Source organism: Pseudomonas sp. AC016 (assembly GCF_979253365.1).
Genome location: NZ_CEEDCC010000001.1, coordinates 3377501 through 3392848 on the forward strand (window position 1 = coordinate 3377501; position 15348 = coordinate 3392848).

Annotated in this window: 9 protein-coding genes and 3 rRNA genes (1 of these 12 running past the window's edge); 4 read left to right on the forward strand and 8 right to left on the reverse strand. The window is 57.2% G+C overall.

Annotated elements, in window-relative coordinates:
- The 3 genes from AC0IXS_RS15355 to rrf (AC0IXS_RS15365) form a co-directional block, all read left to right on the forward strand.
- Positions 1-2265: ribosomal RNA gene (locus tag AC0IXS_RS15355) — 23S ribosomal RNA — on the forward strand; it begins 628 nt to the left of the window's first position.
- A gap of 151 nt (positions 2266-2416) precedes the next feature.
- Positions 2417-2532 (forward strand): 5S ribosomal RNA (rrf, locus tag AC0IXS_RS15360).
- Positions 2533-2639: 107 nt separating this feature from the next.
- A 5S ribosomal RNA gene (gene rrf, locus AC0IXS_RS15365) occupies positions 2640-2755 on the forward strand.
- A gap of 72 nt (positions 2756-2827) precedes the next feature.
- Here the strand turns inward: rrf (AC0IXS_RS15365) and AC0IXS_RS15370 are convergent.
- The 7 genes from AC0IXS_RS15370 to AC0IXS_RS15400 all read right to left on the reverse strand — a co-directional run bounded on the left by AC0IXS_RS15370 (position 2828) and on the right by AC0IXS_RS15400 (position 12447).
- Complete coding sequence (locus AC0IXS_RS15370) at positions 2828-3307, reverse strand: SRPBCC family protein (RefSeq protein WP_057409696.1); 480 nt, start codon at positions 3305-3307, stop codon at positions 2828-2830.
- A gap of 33 nt (positions 3308-3340) precedes the next feature.
- A complete protein-coding gene (locus tag AC0IXS_RS15375) occupies positions 3341-6799 on the reverse strand; it encodes a thioester reductase domain-containing protein (protein WP_471825038.1) in 3459 nt (1152 codons plus the stop codon).
- Entirely contained in the window at positions 6796-7743 is a 948-nt protein-coding gene (locus AC0IXS_RS15380) for a diiron oxygenase (protein WP_057409698.1), read from the reverse strand. The genes AC0IXS_RS15375 and AC0IXS_RS15380 overlap by 4 nt, the downstream gene beginning before the upstream one ends.
- A 63-nt stretch (positions 7744-7806) precedes the next feature.
- Complete coding sequence (locus AC0IXS_RS15385) at positions 7807-8583, reverse strand: DUF3050 domain-containing protein (RefSeq protein WP_191955086.1); 777 nt, start codon at positions 8581-8583, stop codon at positions 7807-7809.
- 757 nt (positions 8584-9340) lie between these two features.
- Positions 9341-10075, reverse strand: coding sequence for a GntR family transcriptional regulator (locus tag AC0IXS_RS15390; RefSeq protein ID WP_025996259.1), 735 nt, complete (start codon positions 10073-10075; stop codon positions 9341-9343).
- 294 nt (positions 10076-10369) lie between these two features.
- Positions 10370-11380 (reverse strand): aldo/keto reductase, encoded by a 1011-nt coding sequence (locus tag AC0IXS_RS15395; RefSeq protein WP_471825041.1) that lies wholly within the window; start codon positions 11378-11380, stop codon positions 10370-10372.
- Positions 11381-11757: 377 nt separating this feature from the next.
- Positions 11758-12447, reverse strand: a complete 690-nt coding sequence (locus AC0IXS_RS15400; RefSeq protein WP_122447032.1) for an HAD-IA family hydrolase — start codon at positions 12445-12447, stop codon at positions 11758-11760.
- A 328-nt stretch (positions 12448-12775) separates the two neighbouring features.
- Here AC0IXS_RS15400 and AC0IXS_RS15405 point away from each other — a divergent pair, with 328 nt between their 5' ends.
- A complete protein-coding gene (locus AC0IXS_RS15405) occupies positions 12776-14257 on the forward strand; it encodes a YdgA family protein (RefSeq protein WP_449117007.1) in 1482 nt (493 codons plus the stop codon).
- 38 nt (positions 14258-14295) lie between these two features.
- Here AC0IXS_RS15405 and AC0IXS_RS15410 read toward each other — a convergent pair whose 3' ends face one another.
- Positions 14296-15108, reverse strand: a complete 813-nt coding sequence (locus AC0IXS_RS15410; RefSeq protein ID WP_449117006.1) for a mechanosensitive ion channel family protein — start codon at positions 15106-15108, stop codon at positions 14296-14298.
- Between the last annotated feature and the right edge of the window lie 240 nt (positions 15109-15348).

The following is a 15348-nucleotide window of genomic DNA, read 5'->3' on the forward strand; positions in this document are numbered from 1 at the left end:
GTCTTAATAGGGCGTCTAGTCGCTGGGAATAGACCCGAAACCGGGCGATCTATCCATGGGCAGGTTGAAGGTTAGGTAACACTGACTGGAGGACCGAACCGACTACCGTTGAAAAGTTAGCGGATGACCTGTGGATCGGAGTGAAAGGCTAATCAAGCTCGGAGATAGCTGGTTCTCCTCGAAAGCTATTTAGGTAGCGCCTCATGTATCACTGTAGGGGGTAGAGCACTGTTTCGGCTAGGGGGTCATCCCGACTTACCAAACCGATGCAAACTCCGAATACCTACAAGTGCCGAGCATGGGAGACACACGGCGGGTGCTAACGTCCGTCGTGAAAAGGGAAACAACCCAGACCGTCAGCTAAGGTCCCAAAGTCATGGTTAAGTGGGAAACGATGTGGGAAGGCTTAGACAGCTAGGAGGTTGGCTTAGAAGCAGCCACCCTTTAAAGAAAGCGTAATAGCTCACTAGTCGAGTCGGCCTGCGCGGAAGATGTAACGGGGCTCAAACCATGCACCGAAGCTACGGGTATCACCTTTGGTGATGCGGTAGAGGAGCGTTCTGTAAGCCTGTGAAGGTGAGTTGAGAAGCTTGCTGGAGGTATCAGAAGTGCGAATGCTGACATGAGTAACGACAATGGGTGTGAAAAACACCCACGCCGAAAGACCAAGGTTTCCTGCGCAACGTTAATCGACGCAGGGTTAGTCGGTCCCTAAGGCGAGGCTGAAAAGCGTAGTCGATGGAAAACAGGTTAATATTCCTGTACTTCTGGTTATTGCGATGGAGGGACGGAGAAGGCTAGGCCAGCCTGGCGTTGGTTGTCCAGGTTTAAGGTGGTAGGCTGAGATCTTAGGTAAATCCGGGGTCTCAAGGCCGAGAGCTGATGACGAGTGTTCCTTTGGAACACGAAGTGGTTGATGCCATGCTTCCAAGAAAAGCTTCTAAGCTTCAGGTAACCAGGAACCGTACCCCAAACCGACACAGGTGGTTGGGTAGAGAATACCAAGGCGCTTGAGAGAACTCGGGTGAAGGAACTAGGCAAAATGGCACCGTAACTTCGGGAGAAGGTGCGCCGGTGAGGGTGAAGCATTTACTGCGTAAGCCCACGCCGGTCGAAGATACCAGGCCGCTGCGACTGTTTATTAAAAACACAGCACTCTGCAAACACGAAAGTGGACGTATAGGGTGTGACGCCTGCCCGGTGCCGGAAGGTTAATTGATGGGGTTAGCGCAAGCGAAGCTCTTGATCGAAGCCCCGGTAAACGGCGGCCGTAACTATAACGGTCCTAAGGTAGCGAAATTCCTTGTCGGGTAAGTTCCGACCTGCACGAATGGCGTAACGATGGCGGCGCTGTCTCCACCCGAGACTCAGTGAAATTGAAATCGCTGTGAAGATGCAGTGTATCCGCGGCTAGACGGAAAGACCCCGTGAACCTTTACTATAGCTTTGCACTGGACTTTGAATTTGCTTGTGTAGGATAGGTGGGAGGCTTTGAAGCGTGGACGCCAGTCTGCGTGGAGCCAACCTTGAAATACCACCCTGGCAACTTTGAGGTTCTAACTCAGGTCCGTTATCCGGATCGAGGACAGTGTATGGTGGGTAGTTTGACTGGGGCGGTCTCCTCCTAAAGAGTAACGGAGGAGTACGAAGGTGCGCTCAGACCGGTCGGAAATCGGTCGTAGAGTATAAAGGCAAAAGCGCGCTTGACTGCGAGACAGACACGTCGAGCAGGTACGAAAGTAGGTCTTAGTGATCCGGTGGTTCTGTATGGAAGGGCCATCGCTCAACGGATAAAAGGTACTCCGGGGATAACAGGCTGATACCGCCCAAGAGTTCATATCGACGGCGGTGTTTGGCACCTCGATGTCGGCTCATCACATCCTGGGGCTGAAGCCGGTCCCAAGGGTATGGCTGTTCGCCATTTAAAGTGGTACGCGAGCTGGGTTTAGAACGTCGTGAGACAGTTCGGTCCCTATCTGCCGTGGACGTTTGAGATTTGAGAGGGGCTGCTCCTAGTACGAGAGGACCGGAGTGGACGAACCTCTGGTGTTCCGGTTGTCACGCCAGTGGCATTGCCGGGTAGCTATGTTCGGAAAAGATAACCGCTGAAAGCATCTAAGCGGGAAACTTGCCTCAAGATGAGATCTCACTGGAACCTTGAGTTCCCTGAAGGGCCGTCGAAGACTACGACGTTGATAGGTTGGGTGTGTAAGCGCTGTGAGGCGTTGAGCTAACCAATACTAATTGCCCGTGAGGCTTGACCATATAACACCCAAGCAATCTGCGACTCGATTGAGCACAGATTGTGGTGACTGTGAAGACGACACGAACCGAAAGTTTGCGTCACGAACAATACCTTTATCACATACCCATTTTGCTGAATCGCGCCGCACGGCACGCTTCGGTACCCGAATTTCTTGACGACCATAGAGCATTGGAACCACCTGATCCCATCCCGAACTCAGCAGTGAAACGATGCATCGCCGATGGTAGTGTGGGGTTTCCCCATGTGAGAGTAGGTCATCGTCAAGATTAAATTCCGAAACCCCTCATCGCTTACGCGGTGAGGGGTTTTGTCTTTTAGTAGAAGTCACCATTTTCGCTGACACGTTATTACTAACGGATCGGCTGCAGAATTTCTTGACGACCATAGAGCATTGGAACCACCTGATCCCATCCCGAACTCAGCAGTGAAACGATGCATCGCCGATGGTAGTGTGGGGTTTCCCCATGTGAGAGTAGGTCATCGTCAAGATTAAATTCCGAAACCCCTCATCGCTTACGCGATGAGGGGTTTTGTCTTTTCCGGCTCTGAATAACTGCAGAGTCAGGCAAACAGACTGCGTGCGTTACTCATGGCGCTGTCTGCGAACCCCTGTAGAAACGCCTCGAAGTCCGGCAATGTTTCAGGACCTCCCTGATCGGGTTCAGCAATGATTGTCCAGGTAGCAACACACTCGTTGTCACCCTTGGGCTGCACCGTCATGGAGGCCCACAGATTGCCGACAGGCAAACTGGTGTGTATCAGCGACCAGGTCATGTACAGCGCGTGATCATCCCGGCTGTTCAATTGCTCGATCGCAAAGTTGCCGTCCTTGAACAGCTTCTTGCGCACCGAGCGAATACCTTTGCCGGTGACTTCAGTACTCTCCAACGCAGGAATGAATGCCTGAAAGCCACCGAAGTCTCCTACGACTGCCCACACACTGTTGGCATCGCTCGGGATCTCCACCGCTGCCGACACACGGCACTGCGTCGGGTTCTTGATGAGGGTGTCAGGCTTGAGATTGTTGTGGATCGTGTTCATGTCGTTCTCCATTTCGCTTATTGATGACTCGACTCAGATGAAGTCGATTTCCTTCAGGTAATCGCAGCCCTTGCGCAACAGCGCGGGGGTTTTCTGCGGGTACTGCTCGCCCATCTGGCGGACGCCAGCCAGGGTGTTCTGGTGCTCGATCATCGAGATGTCCCCGATGTCTTCTTCAAAGCCGTCCAGATAGAAGCCCAGTACGCCAAACAGGGCGTTATCGCTGTCGACCTGGCTCAGTTGCGTCTGCCAATCAGCAACGCTGACCAACTTGAACTCGCGACCCGCCTCGCGGAACGACTCCACGTAGTGGTTCCAGCTCAACAGCTCAGGGTTATGCAGGTTGAATACGGCGCGCTCGGGCTGATAGCGACTGGCATGGAAGCCAATGAAGCGCGCGAGGAAGTCCACCGGCATCAGGTCGAAGTTGATGTCGAACGCCGGGACCTGACCCAACTGCAGGGACCCCTTGAGCATCAGCATCAAGCGGTTCTTCTGCGGCTGACAAACGCCAGTGCGGCAGTTGAAGGCGATGTTGCCGGGTCGGTAGATGTTGACCCACACGCCTTGATCCCTGGCATGCTGCAAAATACGTTCAGCGACCCATTTGGTGAGGTTGTAACCGTTCTTGATGTAGATAGGCGGCGTAGCGGCAGCCGGTTGTTCAAGCACGGCGCCGGTGCCATCAATTGCGCTGCAGGCAGACAAGGTCGAGACGAAATTGAAAACCTTCTTGCTGCGTCCTTCACACAACTTCAGACATTCGAAGACAGGCTCAACGTTGTCCTTGAATAGCGCTTCGTAATCCTGAACGTGGTTCACGTTGGCTGCGTTATGGACCAGAGCGCCGAAGTCACGGTCCAGCCGCTCATACACCGCTTCGCTCAAACCCAAATGCGGCTGTGTGACATCGGCTGGATAGACCGTCACCCGACTCAAGTCCAGATGCCCGAGTCTGTTCTCCGCCAGCGACTGTTCGAAGCGCTCCTGTGCGCTATGCCCGGCCGATTCACGCACCAGACACGCAATCTCGGTTGCGCCCCAGTCCAGCAGCGCCTGGACGATATGCACACCCAGAAACCCGTTGGCCCCGGTCACGATCACCTTGTGAACGTCGCCCAGCTTGCTCACAGGCAGCGCCGTTACCTGAACGTCCGGGTTGGCATCCAGCAGCGCTTTCGGGCTGATGGTGTGGGTCGAGCTGCCTTCGCTATCGAGGAGGCTTGCGAGCGTCAGTACGGTCGGTGCTTCTATGAAGCGGTTGATGGGGATACTGCGGCAGAACCGCTCGCGAATGCCCAGCAGCATGCGTGACAGCAGAATCGAGTGGCCACCCAGATTGAAAAAACTCTCGTCAGTCGAGATATCACTGGGTGGCAGCTCAAGCAACTCGCCCCACAACGCCAATAGCTGTTCCTGCCGCTCGTTTTCCGGCAAGCGTCGTGAATGCTGATCGCTGAAGCTCACCGGCAGCTCCAGCAACGCCTTGCGATCAGTCTTGCCATTGCTGGCAAATGGCAAGGCATCGACCTTGGTATAGGCAACTGGGTGCATATAGTCAGGCAGCAACTGCTGGGTATGAGCCTTCAACGCGCTCAGCGTCGAGTCATTACTCTGGGCACCGTAAGGCTGAGCGACAAAGGCCAGAATGCGCCGCTGCACATCGACGACCACTGCGACCTGGCGATACAGCTGACTGGCACGCAGACAATGCTCGATCTCTTCAGGCTCGACCCGGAAGCCGCGAATCTTCACCTGATTATCCCGGCGCCCACTCAGCTCGATACCATCCATGGTCCACTTGGCCATGTCCCCGGTGCGATAGGCGCGCATTCGCTCACCGTCCGGGCGCGTCAGCCACACGTAGCGCTCAGCCGTCAGTTCGGGATTGTTGAGGTAGCCCAGACAAACCCCGGGTCCGACGATGTACAGCTCGCCCTGAACCTCCTGTGGCACAGGCTGCAGTTGATCATCGAGAATCCAGACCTGACTGTTGGCGATCGGCCTGCCCAGATTGCGGTTGCTGCTGTTCGGCTGGAACTGCGCGGCCGTCACCAGCACCGTCGCTTCGGTCGGCCCGTACAGGTTGTGAAACTGACACTGCCCGGTGAGCTGCACGATCACGTGAGGCTCACAGACGTCACCGCCGGTCACGACATGCTTGAGCCCCAATGGCTGATCCAACGGCAGGATGCTCAGCAATGCGGGTGGCAGAAACGCATGGGTGAGTCCGGCTTTCAAGACGCTGACCAGTTGCAGCGGATCACGCCGCTGATCTTCGTCGGGCACCACCAGTTCGGCACCACTGAGCCAGGTCGGGAAAATGTCGATCACGGATGAATCGAAACTCAGGGTCGAGAATTGCAGCACCCGACTGCGTTGATTCAGATCCACATAATTCGCATACCAGGCCGTGAAATGGCTGAGGTTGCGCTGGCTGAGCACAACGCCCTTGGGGTGTCCCGTCGTGCCCGATGTATAAAGCGCCATGCACGGCGCATCGCAGGCAGGGTAAGCGTTTGCTGCGAGAGGGACTGTCTCCGGGATCTGCATGGCAGCGATGTTCAATGCGGGAAACTCGGCGGCTGCCAATGGGTGCGAGCCGTCATGCAGCAAAAGCATCGCCCCGGCGTTTTCGAGGATGTACTGCTGCCGCTGCAACGGCAGAGCCGGGTCGAGCGGCAGGTAAACCGCTCCGCAACCCAGGATCGCGAGCACGCCGGCATACAGTGCCGCGCACTTGGGCAGACAGATACCGATCACGGGTGGCATATCCGTGTTGCCAGCCTGTGCAATGAGCGGCAATAGATGAAGCTGAATGGCGGCGCTGTGCGTGGCAAGTTCGCGATAGCTGTACGACTGACCCAGAACCGACAAGGCTGGCCGTTCAGCAAAGGTCTGCAAGGCCAGCGCCAGCTGCCGGGTGAGCGGCGTTTCCGCCAGCTGCAACAGGTCCGGTCGCGCGGTCTGGTTGAACTGATGCTCGAACAGCAGCGCATCGATGGCCTGCAAGCCGTCCTGGCGCTCGCTCTGAGCAGGCTGCGCACCGGGCAGATCAACGAAGTAATGATCGTCCCGTGAGCGTCGGCTCACCTGCAGGGCGATGATGTCCAGCCACGCGGCAACAGCCTCGTCGCGCAGCCTTCGACCATTGCCCGAAGGCTCTACAGGCAGCCATTCGCGGACAATCAGACGCTGTGCCCTGGCTGATCCATGCCAACACAGCAACTCCAGTCTCGGCAGCGATCCGGCGGTGCTATTCAGCCCGACACGTAGGCTCAGCAACGCTGGCTGGCCAAATCCTTTCAGGTCCTCACTGCCCAACACCAGACTGCCGTCCTCAATCAGCATCGAGGCATGAGTCGTTCTTTGTGATTGCAGCGCGGCCAGGTCAGTCAGGTGTTGCACGGTATGACCGTGAGCCTGCAGTTCGGTATTCAGTTCGCTCAGGGTCAGGCTGTGACCGAGAAGCACGATCTCCAGGCGTTTCATTGCAGCATCCCCTGGGCGGGCAGGTAATCGGCCAGCGCTTTCTGTACACACGGGGCGTCCAGCATCGAGCTGGCCTTGAAAAAGCGCATGATGTTGCCGATCAGTGGGTGATGGCGATTGATCGGAAAGCTGACCGCCAGGGATTCGGCCTTGAGTGCCTGCCTGACCGATTCAGCGACCGGCAGATGCTCGATCAGCGTGAAGTCAAAGCCGTGCTGTATGTCGCTGGTCAGGTACTGCGCGATGAACACCGGCATGATGTCAGCGATGCACTGGCGGTCCGCCTCGCTTGCCGTGTGCCAGTAGATACGCACCAGCCGCGCCCAGAAGCCTGAATGACGGCCTTCGTCCAGCAGGTGGTCGGCCATCAGGCCCTTGACCGACTGTTTGACCGAGTCGTCCCTGGCAAAGGCCGCCACATCGTTGGTCACGGTGTTTTCCGCAATCGCGACGCAGATCAGCTCCACGGCGCTGCGCAGGTGTTCCGGTGCCAGTGCAAGCGCCGCAGGGATCGCCCGGCTCAGTTCGATTTCACCCGGCAGTTCGATGGGCTGTATGCCGGTCAGCGCGATGGTCTGCTGCATGAAATCCATGGCAACCAGCGCGTGGTAGTCCTCATCCACCACCACCGTCATGGCGTCGTAGCGGCAGGCGAAGGGAAAGCGAATGGCGAAGTTGTCCTTGGCGATACTGCGCGCGGTCTTGTCGACGATCTCGGTTTCGAAGATCACCACATCATTGATGAATTTGTAGAGGCTCTGAACCAGCGCGTAATCACGCAAATGCGCACATTCGCGGCTGAAGGTTTCGCTGAGCACCAGTGGCTGGCGGCTGAGCGGGTAGATCAATTTTTCATCGTTCTCGACGATTCGGCGTGGGCGAGTGCGAATCGTGGCGCGACCTTCCCACGCATCGATGAACGAGCTGTAGTCTTCTGCTTTCATGATGGCTTCCTTGTAGAGGCTTGAGCGCTGACCGTTGAGGCAGCTCTCGGGAACTGACCGGTGTCAGGCGCTTACCTGCATCAGCGGTGCGCGCATGCTGAGTCGCAGCGTGTCCCACAGCTGAACCCTGCTTTCCACAGCTGCGATGGCGGCCTGGTACACCTCTTTTTCGCGTTGCGGATCGCCCGCCACCAGTCGTGCCAACAGATGCTCTGCGGCCGGGCCGTGGTCTTCGGAGTCGACTTCGATGTGGCGTTCCAGGTAATAGCGAAACGTCGGTGCCTGACTTCCGGTGATGCCCCAGTCATCGAGGATGCTCTGGAACATCAGGGGGATGACGCTCTCGCGGCCATGCAGAAATGCAGCCGCCACGCTGTGAGCCGGCGCATGCAGTGCCGTCTCAAGGGTGCTTGTCACGAACACCGATGCCGCCTGGCCTGCGTTGACGCGCTGCAGGGCGGTTGTGTAATGCACTCCCTGATGCTGAAGCTCGATGAAGCGCTCGATCTGCTGAGTGCTGGCGCCTACCTCGCGCATGGCATCCAGGTACAGCTCGAAATGGCTGTAGTGGCCCCGTTCCAGTCGATCGTCGGATTCCTCTCCCAGCACGATCTCGTTGATCAGTCTGGCGGCAGCGGAATCTTTCGGCGGCAGCCAAGGCAGCTGTGTACAGGTCAGTTCCTGTTGCAGGCGTTTGGTGAGTGACATGAAGTCCCACACCGCGAATACGTGGGTTTCCATGAAACGTCTCAGCACGTCCAGAGACGTGATTTCACTGAATATCGGATGACGGCTAAGTTCGAGTTTCTTTTGGTCCAATACTGTTTTTTGGCAAGGCATGGCGAGATCTCTTGATCATGTTTGGATAAATGAAAGTTGGCCTATCGATACGCAGCGTTTATTCGCATCTGTCCGTCATTGGAATAACGGACACGCGAGGGCCTGCGTGTTGAAACGATTCGAATCGTCAACGTTCTCTATGCCACTTCATTAGTTGGGCGGCGCCATGTGCTGGCGCCGTCAGCCCTTGAAGACGTGGGTTTGCGCTGTTAAAGCAAACTCCGCAAGGACTGCGAAGAAAAGTTAAAACACAATTAAGTACTTGTGCAATTGGTTTCTGTAATTATTTAAAGTTGCACTTTGTCAAGGCTGAAAGTTGCCATATAAAACGTGGGTTTCAAGTTTTATATGGGTGTAGGCAACCCTTCCGGTCGATAAGGGCCAGAATTGTAAATAATGAACGAATGCCTCGTTCAGCGTTGCCGTAATGCCGAACAATTAGAATGAATAGTATTTTGGTGGGCGATATCGGAAACGACTTCCAATGTCTCTCTGCCCGTTGCGCTGACTCCTTTTCGTGGCGTTCACATAAACGGATATCACCGCCCTGATAACGCGCAGGCAGTGAATCCCGACCAGCATTGAACCCTCCGGTTGGATCCATCGAGGTCATGGCCGAGTTTGCCTTATTCAGGCGACCGACCACCCGACGGCCCTGGAAAATAGATATAAAAACGCCCGACGACACGGTGCCGGGCGCTGGACGGAGAGGGGAGGCAACAGCGGCTGATCCGGATGGAAAGCCGCAGGAGGGAGGTTAGTCGTGAGTCTTTTTGCGGGGGCGTACGGTTTTTTCTTCGCTGGCTTTACTGTTCAGGTATTGGGTGATGGCCTGAACGCCGCGATTGAGGTGATATTGCAGTGCTGCCACGGTCGGTTCGACGGCCTTCGCTTCTGCGAGGCGAAGCAGTTCCCAGTGGTCATCCTGGGACAGTTTGCCAAGGCCCATGGACGAAAGATTGAAGCGCAGGAAACGCTCTTCTTCGTTCAGACCTTCTTCAACCAGTTGCATCAGGCGCTTGTTGCGCGTTTTGGCGTACAGCGACATGTGAAACAAACGGTTGAGCCTGCCGATCCGGGTGTAATCGGTCTCAACTTCGAGCTGCTCGATATAGCTTCTGGCGGCTGCCAGATCTTCTGCGGTCAGGTGGGGAATCGACAGCCGCAGCGCTTCGGACTCCAGCAAGATGCGTAAGGAGTAGGCATCAACCGCATCTTCGGTGATGAGCGGGGCTACTACGGCACCCTTGTGCGTTTCCACCCGCAGCAGGGACTGCGCTTCAAGTTGCCGCAGGGCTTCACGTACCGGCATCCGGCTCACGCCAAATAGTGTTGCCAGTTCCTGCTGGCGCAACGCAGTACCGCTCGGCAAGCTGCCGTCGATGATTGCATTGCGCAGTTTTTCTTCGATAACAGCCCGTGCAACATTGGCTGCAGGCTGCTCGTTGCCCAGTACCGAGCTTAAAAAGGCTTCTCTGTCTGATTTACGCATCGCCATACTTCTTCATCAACCCGGCAAGATAGGATCCAATAATTAGCTGGACTGCCGACAGACTAGCCAAGACTTGCCAGAAAGTCGCGAGCGTAGAGGTATGTTCAGTATTTTTAGTGGAGCACATGAGTCGCATTTTGGTGAGCAATCGTAGATACGTTCAACGCTATCTTAGCGCCCATCAGGCCGAGTGCCGAATGAGCATTTGTACACATAGCCATTTTCAGCTGTGTTTTCACCGCTGAGCGTGCTGGCAGATCACTGCCAGCGCCCAGGTGCGGCCAGCCCCGACCCTTAACTGCGTGGCATACGTCCTGACACAAAATGCTGAACGTCGTTGAAGCCGGGTGTCGATGCGTGACCGGGCGTCACCAGCGAATCGATGAACGCTTCGTCTTCCGGGGTGATGACGACGTCGAGTGCCTTGGTGTAGCCATCCCACTGCTCTTCGGTCCGAGGGCCGACGATGGCGGAGGCGACGGCCTGGTTGTTCAGTACCCAGGCAATGGCGAACTCAACCATGCCGACGCCTTTTTCCTGCACGTGCGCCTGGATGCGCTGCGCGATGCGCAAGGACTCCACACGCCACTCCGTCTCCAGCAGCCGCTTGTCCTGACGTCCGGCACGGGTGCTGCTGTCAGGTGTGACGTCGGGCGCGTACTTGCCGCTGAGCACACCACGCGCCAACGGGCTGAAGGGCACAACGCCGAGTCCGTAAAACGCAGCGGCAGTGATCTGTTCGACTTCTGCCTGACGGTTGACGATGTTGTACAGCGGTTGACTGACGACCGGCTTGTCCACGCCCAGACGCTGCGCGACGTTGACGATTTCCGCGATCCGCCAGCCACGGAAATTGGAGACGCCCCAGTAGCGGATCTTGCCCTGACGAATCAACTCGCCAATCGCCGATACCGTGACCTCCAGCGGGGTGTCGTGATCCTCTCTGTGCAGGTAATAGATATCCACATAGTCGGTATTCAGCCGACGCAGGCTGTTTTCAATGGCGTTGAACACATGTTTGCGACTCAGGCCTGCGCGATTGGGGATGTCACTCGGAGCGCTGTAACCGAGCTTGGTGGCCAGCACCCAGTCGCTGCGACGCGAGGCGATGGCCTGGCCCACGAGCTCTTCCGAGCGGCCGCCGTTGTACACGTCCGCCGTGTCGACGAAATTGACGCCCTGATCCCAGGCCTTGTCGATGATGCGCAAGGACTCGTCGGCGCCTGTCTGCTCGCCGAACATCATCGAGCCCAGAGTCAGTGTTGAAACCTTGAGGCCGGACTGGCCAAGAACACGATAATTCATGTTTAACATCCTCCTTGTCATTCACGCGGGATCAGTCGGACATACTGGCGCGTATGCCGAGGCATTGAAAAGGTGAGTCTACCCACGGTCAGCGCTCATCGTTATACACAAGTCCGTCTCGACACTGATCGTGCCCATCGCTCCGCGTGGGCATGCCTCCCGTGACGCTCCGCGTCACAAATGGCACAGACTGAGGACTCAGTAAGCCGAGCGCATGACGTGGATAACGCTGGAGCTTGGGCACACATCTGCGCCACATTCCAGAGCGGACGCGGAGCGTCCTGGGAGGCATTCCCACGCAGAGCGTAGGAACGATCATCATCGTATTCCTCCAGGAGGACTTGTGTATAACGCCGAGCGGTCAGCGACAGGGCTGCTTACCGGATATCCGGCAGCCCCCAATCCTTGAGCGAGAACTCGGCCAGCGAATCAATGACCAGATCCGCATGCTCATACTGTTCACGCGGCATGTGCGAATCAGGCACGGCTACGGCATACATGCCCGCCGCCTTGGCTGCGGTGACGCCGAAAGGCGAGTCCTCGAACACCAGGCAATCGGCCGGGTCCACACCCAGACGGCGTGCGGCTACCAGAAAAATGTCCGGCGCCGGCTTGGCGGCCGTCACGTCCGGGTCATCAGCGGTCACCACGGTTTCGAACAGCTCGAACCAGGCGCGGTGCAGCGTGGTCTTGGCGTGGAAGTAATGCACCGACGAACTGGTGCCCACGGCGATCGGAATGTTGTGCTCGGCCAGATGACGCACCAGCGTCTCGGCACCCGGCATGGCAGGCGAATGCGGGAAGCGCTCGTCGAGCATCGGCTGGCGAATCTCCAGAAACTCCTCGGCGGTCATCGGCAGCTCGAGTGTTTTGGTCACGTACTCCGCAAAGTCGGTGGCACCCCGGCCGATGGTGTGTTGCTTGATCGCCCAGTCAAACGTCTTGCCGTGGCGGCTGGCGATGGCGTGGGTAACTTCGGTGTAGATGCCTTCGCTGTCGAGCAGCAGGCCGTCCATATCGAAAATGACGGCCTTGATCGGGCCGCGTGGGTTCTGCGTCGTGCTCATGTGATTCCGTCCGGTCAGCAAATTCGTTTCAGCCTAACGTTTCCGCCAAGACCATGGCTACCCCATGTTTCAAGGAGCGTGTCTTGAAGGCAGTTTCGGAACGGCCTGTTCGCAACAAAAGGCAGAAGGCCATGTCCAAAGGGCCTCAATAAGTGCAACCGCACACAGAACTGACCAACAATGCTGGGCCGTCGCGAGCTGGCGGTGATAATCTCTCGCGACTTTTCGGCAGCGCTGCAGGCTCTGTCGACCCGCGACTCACAGGTGTGAACACACTGTGATTTCAGGGACGACTTCTCATCATCAGAACGGACATCTTCGAGTCACTATGAATAAATCAGCAGGTATAGCGGTTGGCGTGATCGTCGTGGCAGGAGCTCTGGCGACGGCTGGCGCCTGGTACACCGGTACTCAACTGGAAGGCGCGTTGAACGACTCCATCAGCCAGGCCAACCAGGAACTGGCGAAGTCGTTCAAGGGCACCGACACCAGCGTCAAGCTCGAAATGCTCTCCCTTGAGCGCCATTTCTTCAGCAGCACCGCGCACTACCGCGTCGATATCCAGAACCTGTCCGATAGCACCCAGGGCGGGCAGTTTCTGTTCGTCGATCACATCCAGCACGGGCCGATCCCGCTCTCCCGACTGAAGACCCTGAACCTGCTGCCGGTGATGGCGCTGAGCAATTTCGAGATGGAGAAAAGCCCAAGCTCGGAAAAATGGTTTGCGCTGAGCAAGGACGTATCGCCCCTCAAGGGTCAGGCCAGCATCGGTTATGACCGCGCCACCAAAGGCTGGGTGCAGCTGGCGCCGCTGGAAATGAACGACACTGACGGTACGTTCAAATTCTCCGGCATGACCGTGAATGCTGCTTCCTCGGCTGACGCTCAGAAGTTCGACCTCGACGGCAGCCTGGACAACCTGCAGCTGAATGTCCTGTCGCCTGATGGTCCGGTGAACATCGAAGTCAAAGGCATGACGTTCGACACCGGCGGCACCAAGGGTAAATCCGGGTTTTATCTGGGTCACACCAACATGAAAATCCAGGCCGCCGCGTTCCAGCTGGTCGGCAAGCCGCAGGTGCAGCTCAAGGATTTCACCAACACCAACCTCGCTCAGGAAGATGCCGGTAACTTTGCCGCGCAGGTCAACTACGACATCGGCATGATCGCCTATGGCGGCAAGGACGTCGGTGCTGCCCATCTGGGCATCAAGATCGCCAACTTCAATGCGGTGGCCACTCAGGCGTTGTACCAGCTCTACCAGAACACCGTCCTGCCGCAACAGCAGGCCGCGATTCTGGCCGAGCGTCCGTTGCAGCTCGAGTTGACGCCTGCCGAGCGTGAAGTGATGAACACCCAGACGAAAACGCTGCTGGCTGGCAAGCCTCGTATCGAACTGGAAAAGCTCTCGCTCAAGACCGCCAACGGCGAAAGCCACATGCAAATTGCGGTGGACCTGACCGATCCGGGCTCGCTTGATCAGCCCGCCGATGCGCTGGCGGTGAAAACGGTAGGCGAGGTCAACGCCAAGGTCGTGCTTTCGAAGCCGATGATCCGCGACATCGTCACCCAGCAGGCCATTCGTGAAGGCCAGACCGACCTGAAGGCCATCGCCGATCAGGCCAGCGCTGCCAGTGACATGGCCAGCGCGATGGCCGAGATGATGCAACTGGCCAAGGTCGACGGTGACAACATCGTCTCCGACCTGCATTACGCCAACAACATGGTCGACTTCAACGGCCAGAAGATGACCCTGCAGCAGTTCATGGCGACGATGATGGGCAAAGTCGGCGCACTGGGCGCCCAGTAAGCCTGCATGTCGTTCGGGGCTGCAACCGCAGCCCCGGGCTATGCCTTCTTCAGGGACGCGTCGCGCATCAGCGTTCTTATGACTTCCAGCGTCTGGCGGTAAACCGTCCCGTAATGGTCATGATGGCAGCACGGCCTGACCGACAGGGTGATCGCATCCGCTGTCGCAGCGGACAATTGCACATCCACCTGAGGGCTGGTCAGCACGTTGGGAAGGCTGCCCACCTGATCCTTGAGCCGCGAGATGACTGCCTGTTCGTCTTCCGAACTCGGCAAACTGGCTGTCAGCTCCACGCGCCGGAAATCATTGCTGGAATAATTGATGATCGTGTCGGCGAAAATCTTGTTGTTGCCGACCAGATTGAGCACGTTGTCCGAAGTGTTGATGGATGTCACGAATAGCCCGATCTCGACCACTGTCCCTGTCACACCCGCCGCCGTAATGGCATCGCCGACCTTGAACGGCCGCAACACAATGATGAAACCACCCGCCGCCAGATTCGCCAGCAAACCCGACCACGCCATGCCGATCGCCAGCCCGACCGCCGCCAGTAGCGCTGCGAAGCTGGTCGTCTCTATTCCGCAGTAACTCAGAATCGCGATCACCAGAATAATGTTCAGCGTGACCGTAATGAACGAGCCCACGTAGCGCAGAACCGTCGGGTCGAATCGCTGGCGAGTCAGCGAGCGTTGCACCATCCTGACCAGCACCCCGATCAGCCAGCGCCCGAAGATCCACAGAAAAGCCGCGATGACCAGCTTCAGAACGATCGTCGCCCCATACTGCAGAACGATGTTGAGCAGCGAATTGACCTTGTCGGTGCCGACATTGATGACATTCAGCGCATCCATGAACGCAACTCCTGCACGTAAGGCTCGACCGCCAGATGGCCTGTCGGATAAACCCGTACATTGTGCAAAAAAGCAGCAGGACATCTACTGGCAGTTTTGACAGGAGGCGAAGTGCTGTCAGTGGCCTGACAGCAGGTACGTGCCGCAGTGGCAATGGTCCAAGCAAAGAAAAAATGCGATAGACGCAGGCGCTATTTTCAGTACGCGTGCCCGTGATGCATGCCCTTCAGTGAGATGAGA

Excerpts from the sequence above, each read along its gene's own strand:
- AC0IXS_RS15370 (WP_057409696.1), bottom strand. The coding sequence starts at position 3,307 with ATGAACACGATCCACAACAATCTCAAGCCTGACACCCTCATCAAGAAC.
- AC0IXS_RS15375 (WP_471825038.1), bottom strand. The coding sequence starts at position 6,799 with ATGAAACGCCTGGAGATCGTGCTTCTCGGTCACAGCCTGACCCTGAGC.
- AC0IXS_RS15380 (WP_057409698.1), bottom strand. The coding sequence starts at position 7,743 with ATGAAAGCAGAAGACTACAGCTCGTTCATCGATGCGTGGGAAGGTCGC.
- AC0IXS_RS15385 (WP_191955086.1), bottom strand. The coding sequence starts at position 8,583 with ATGCCTTGCCAAAAAACAGTATTGGACCAAAAGAAACTCGAACTTAGC.
- AC0IXS_RS15390 (WP_025996259.1), bottom strand. The coding sequence starts at position 10,075 with ATGCGTAAATCAGACAGAGAAGCCTTTTTAAGCTCGGTACTGGGCAAC.
- AC0IXS_RS15395 (WP_471825041.1), bottom strand. The coding sequence starts at position 11,380 with ATGAATTATCGTGTTCTTGGCCAGTCCGGCCTCAAGGTTTCAACACTG.
- AC0IXS_RS15400 (WP_122447032.1), bottom strand. The coding sequence starts at position 12,447 with ATGAGCACGACGCAGAACCCACGCGGCCCGATCAAGGCCGTCATTTTC.
- AC0IXS_RS15405 (WP_449117007.1), top strand. The coding sequence starts at position 12,776 with ATGAATAAATCAGCAGGTATAGCGGTTGGCGTGATCGTCGTGGCAGGA.
- AC0IXS_RS15410 (WP_449117006.1), bottom strand. The coding sequence starts at position 15,108 with ATGGATGCGCTGAATGTCATCAATGTCGGCACCGACAAGGTCAATTCG.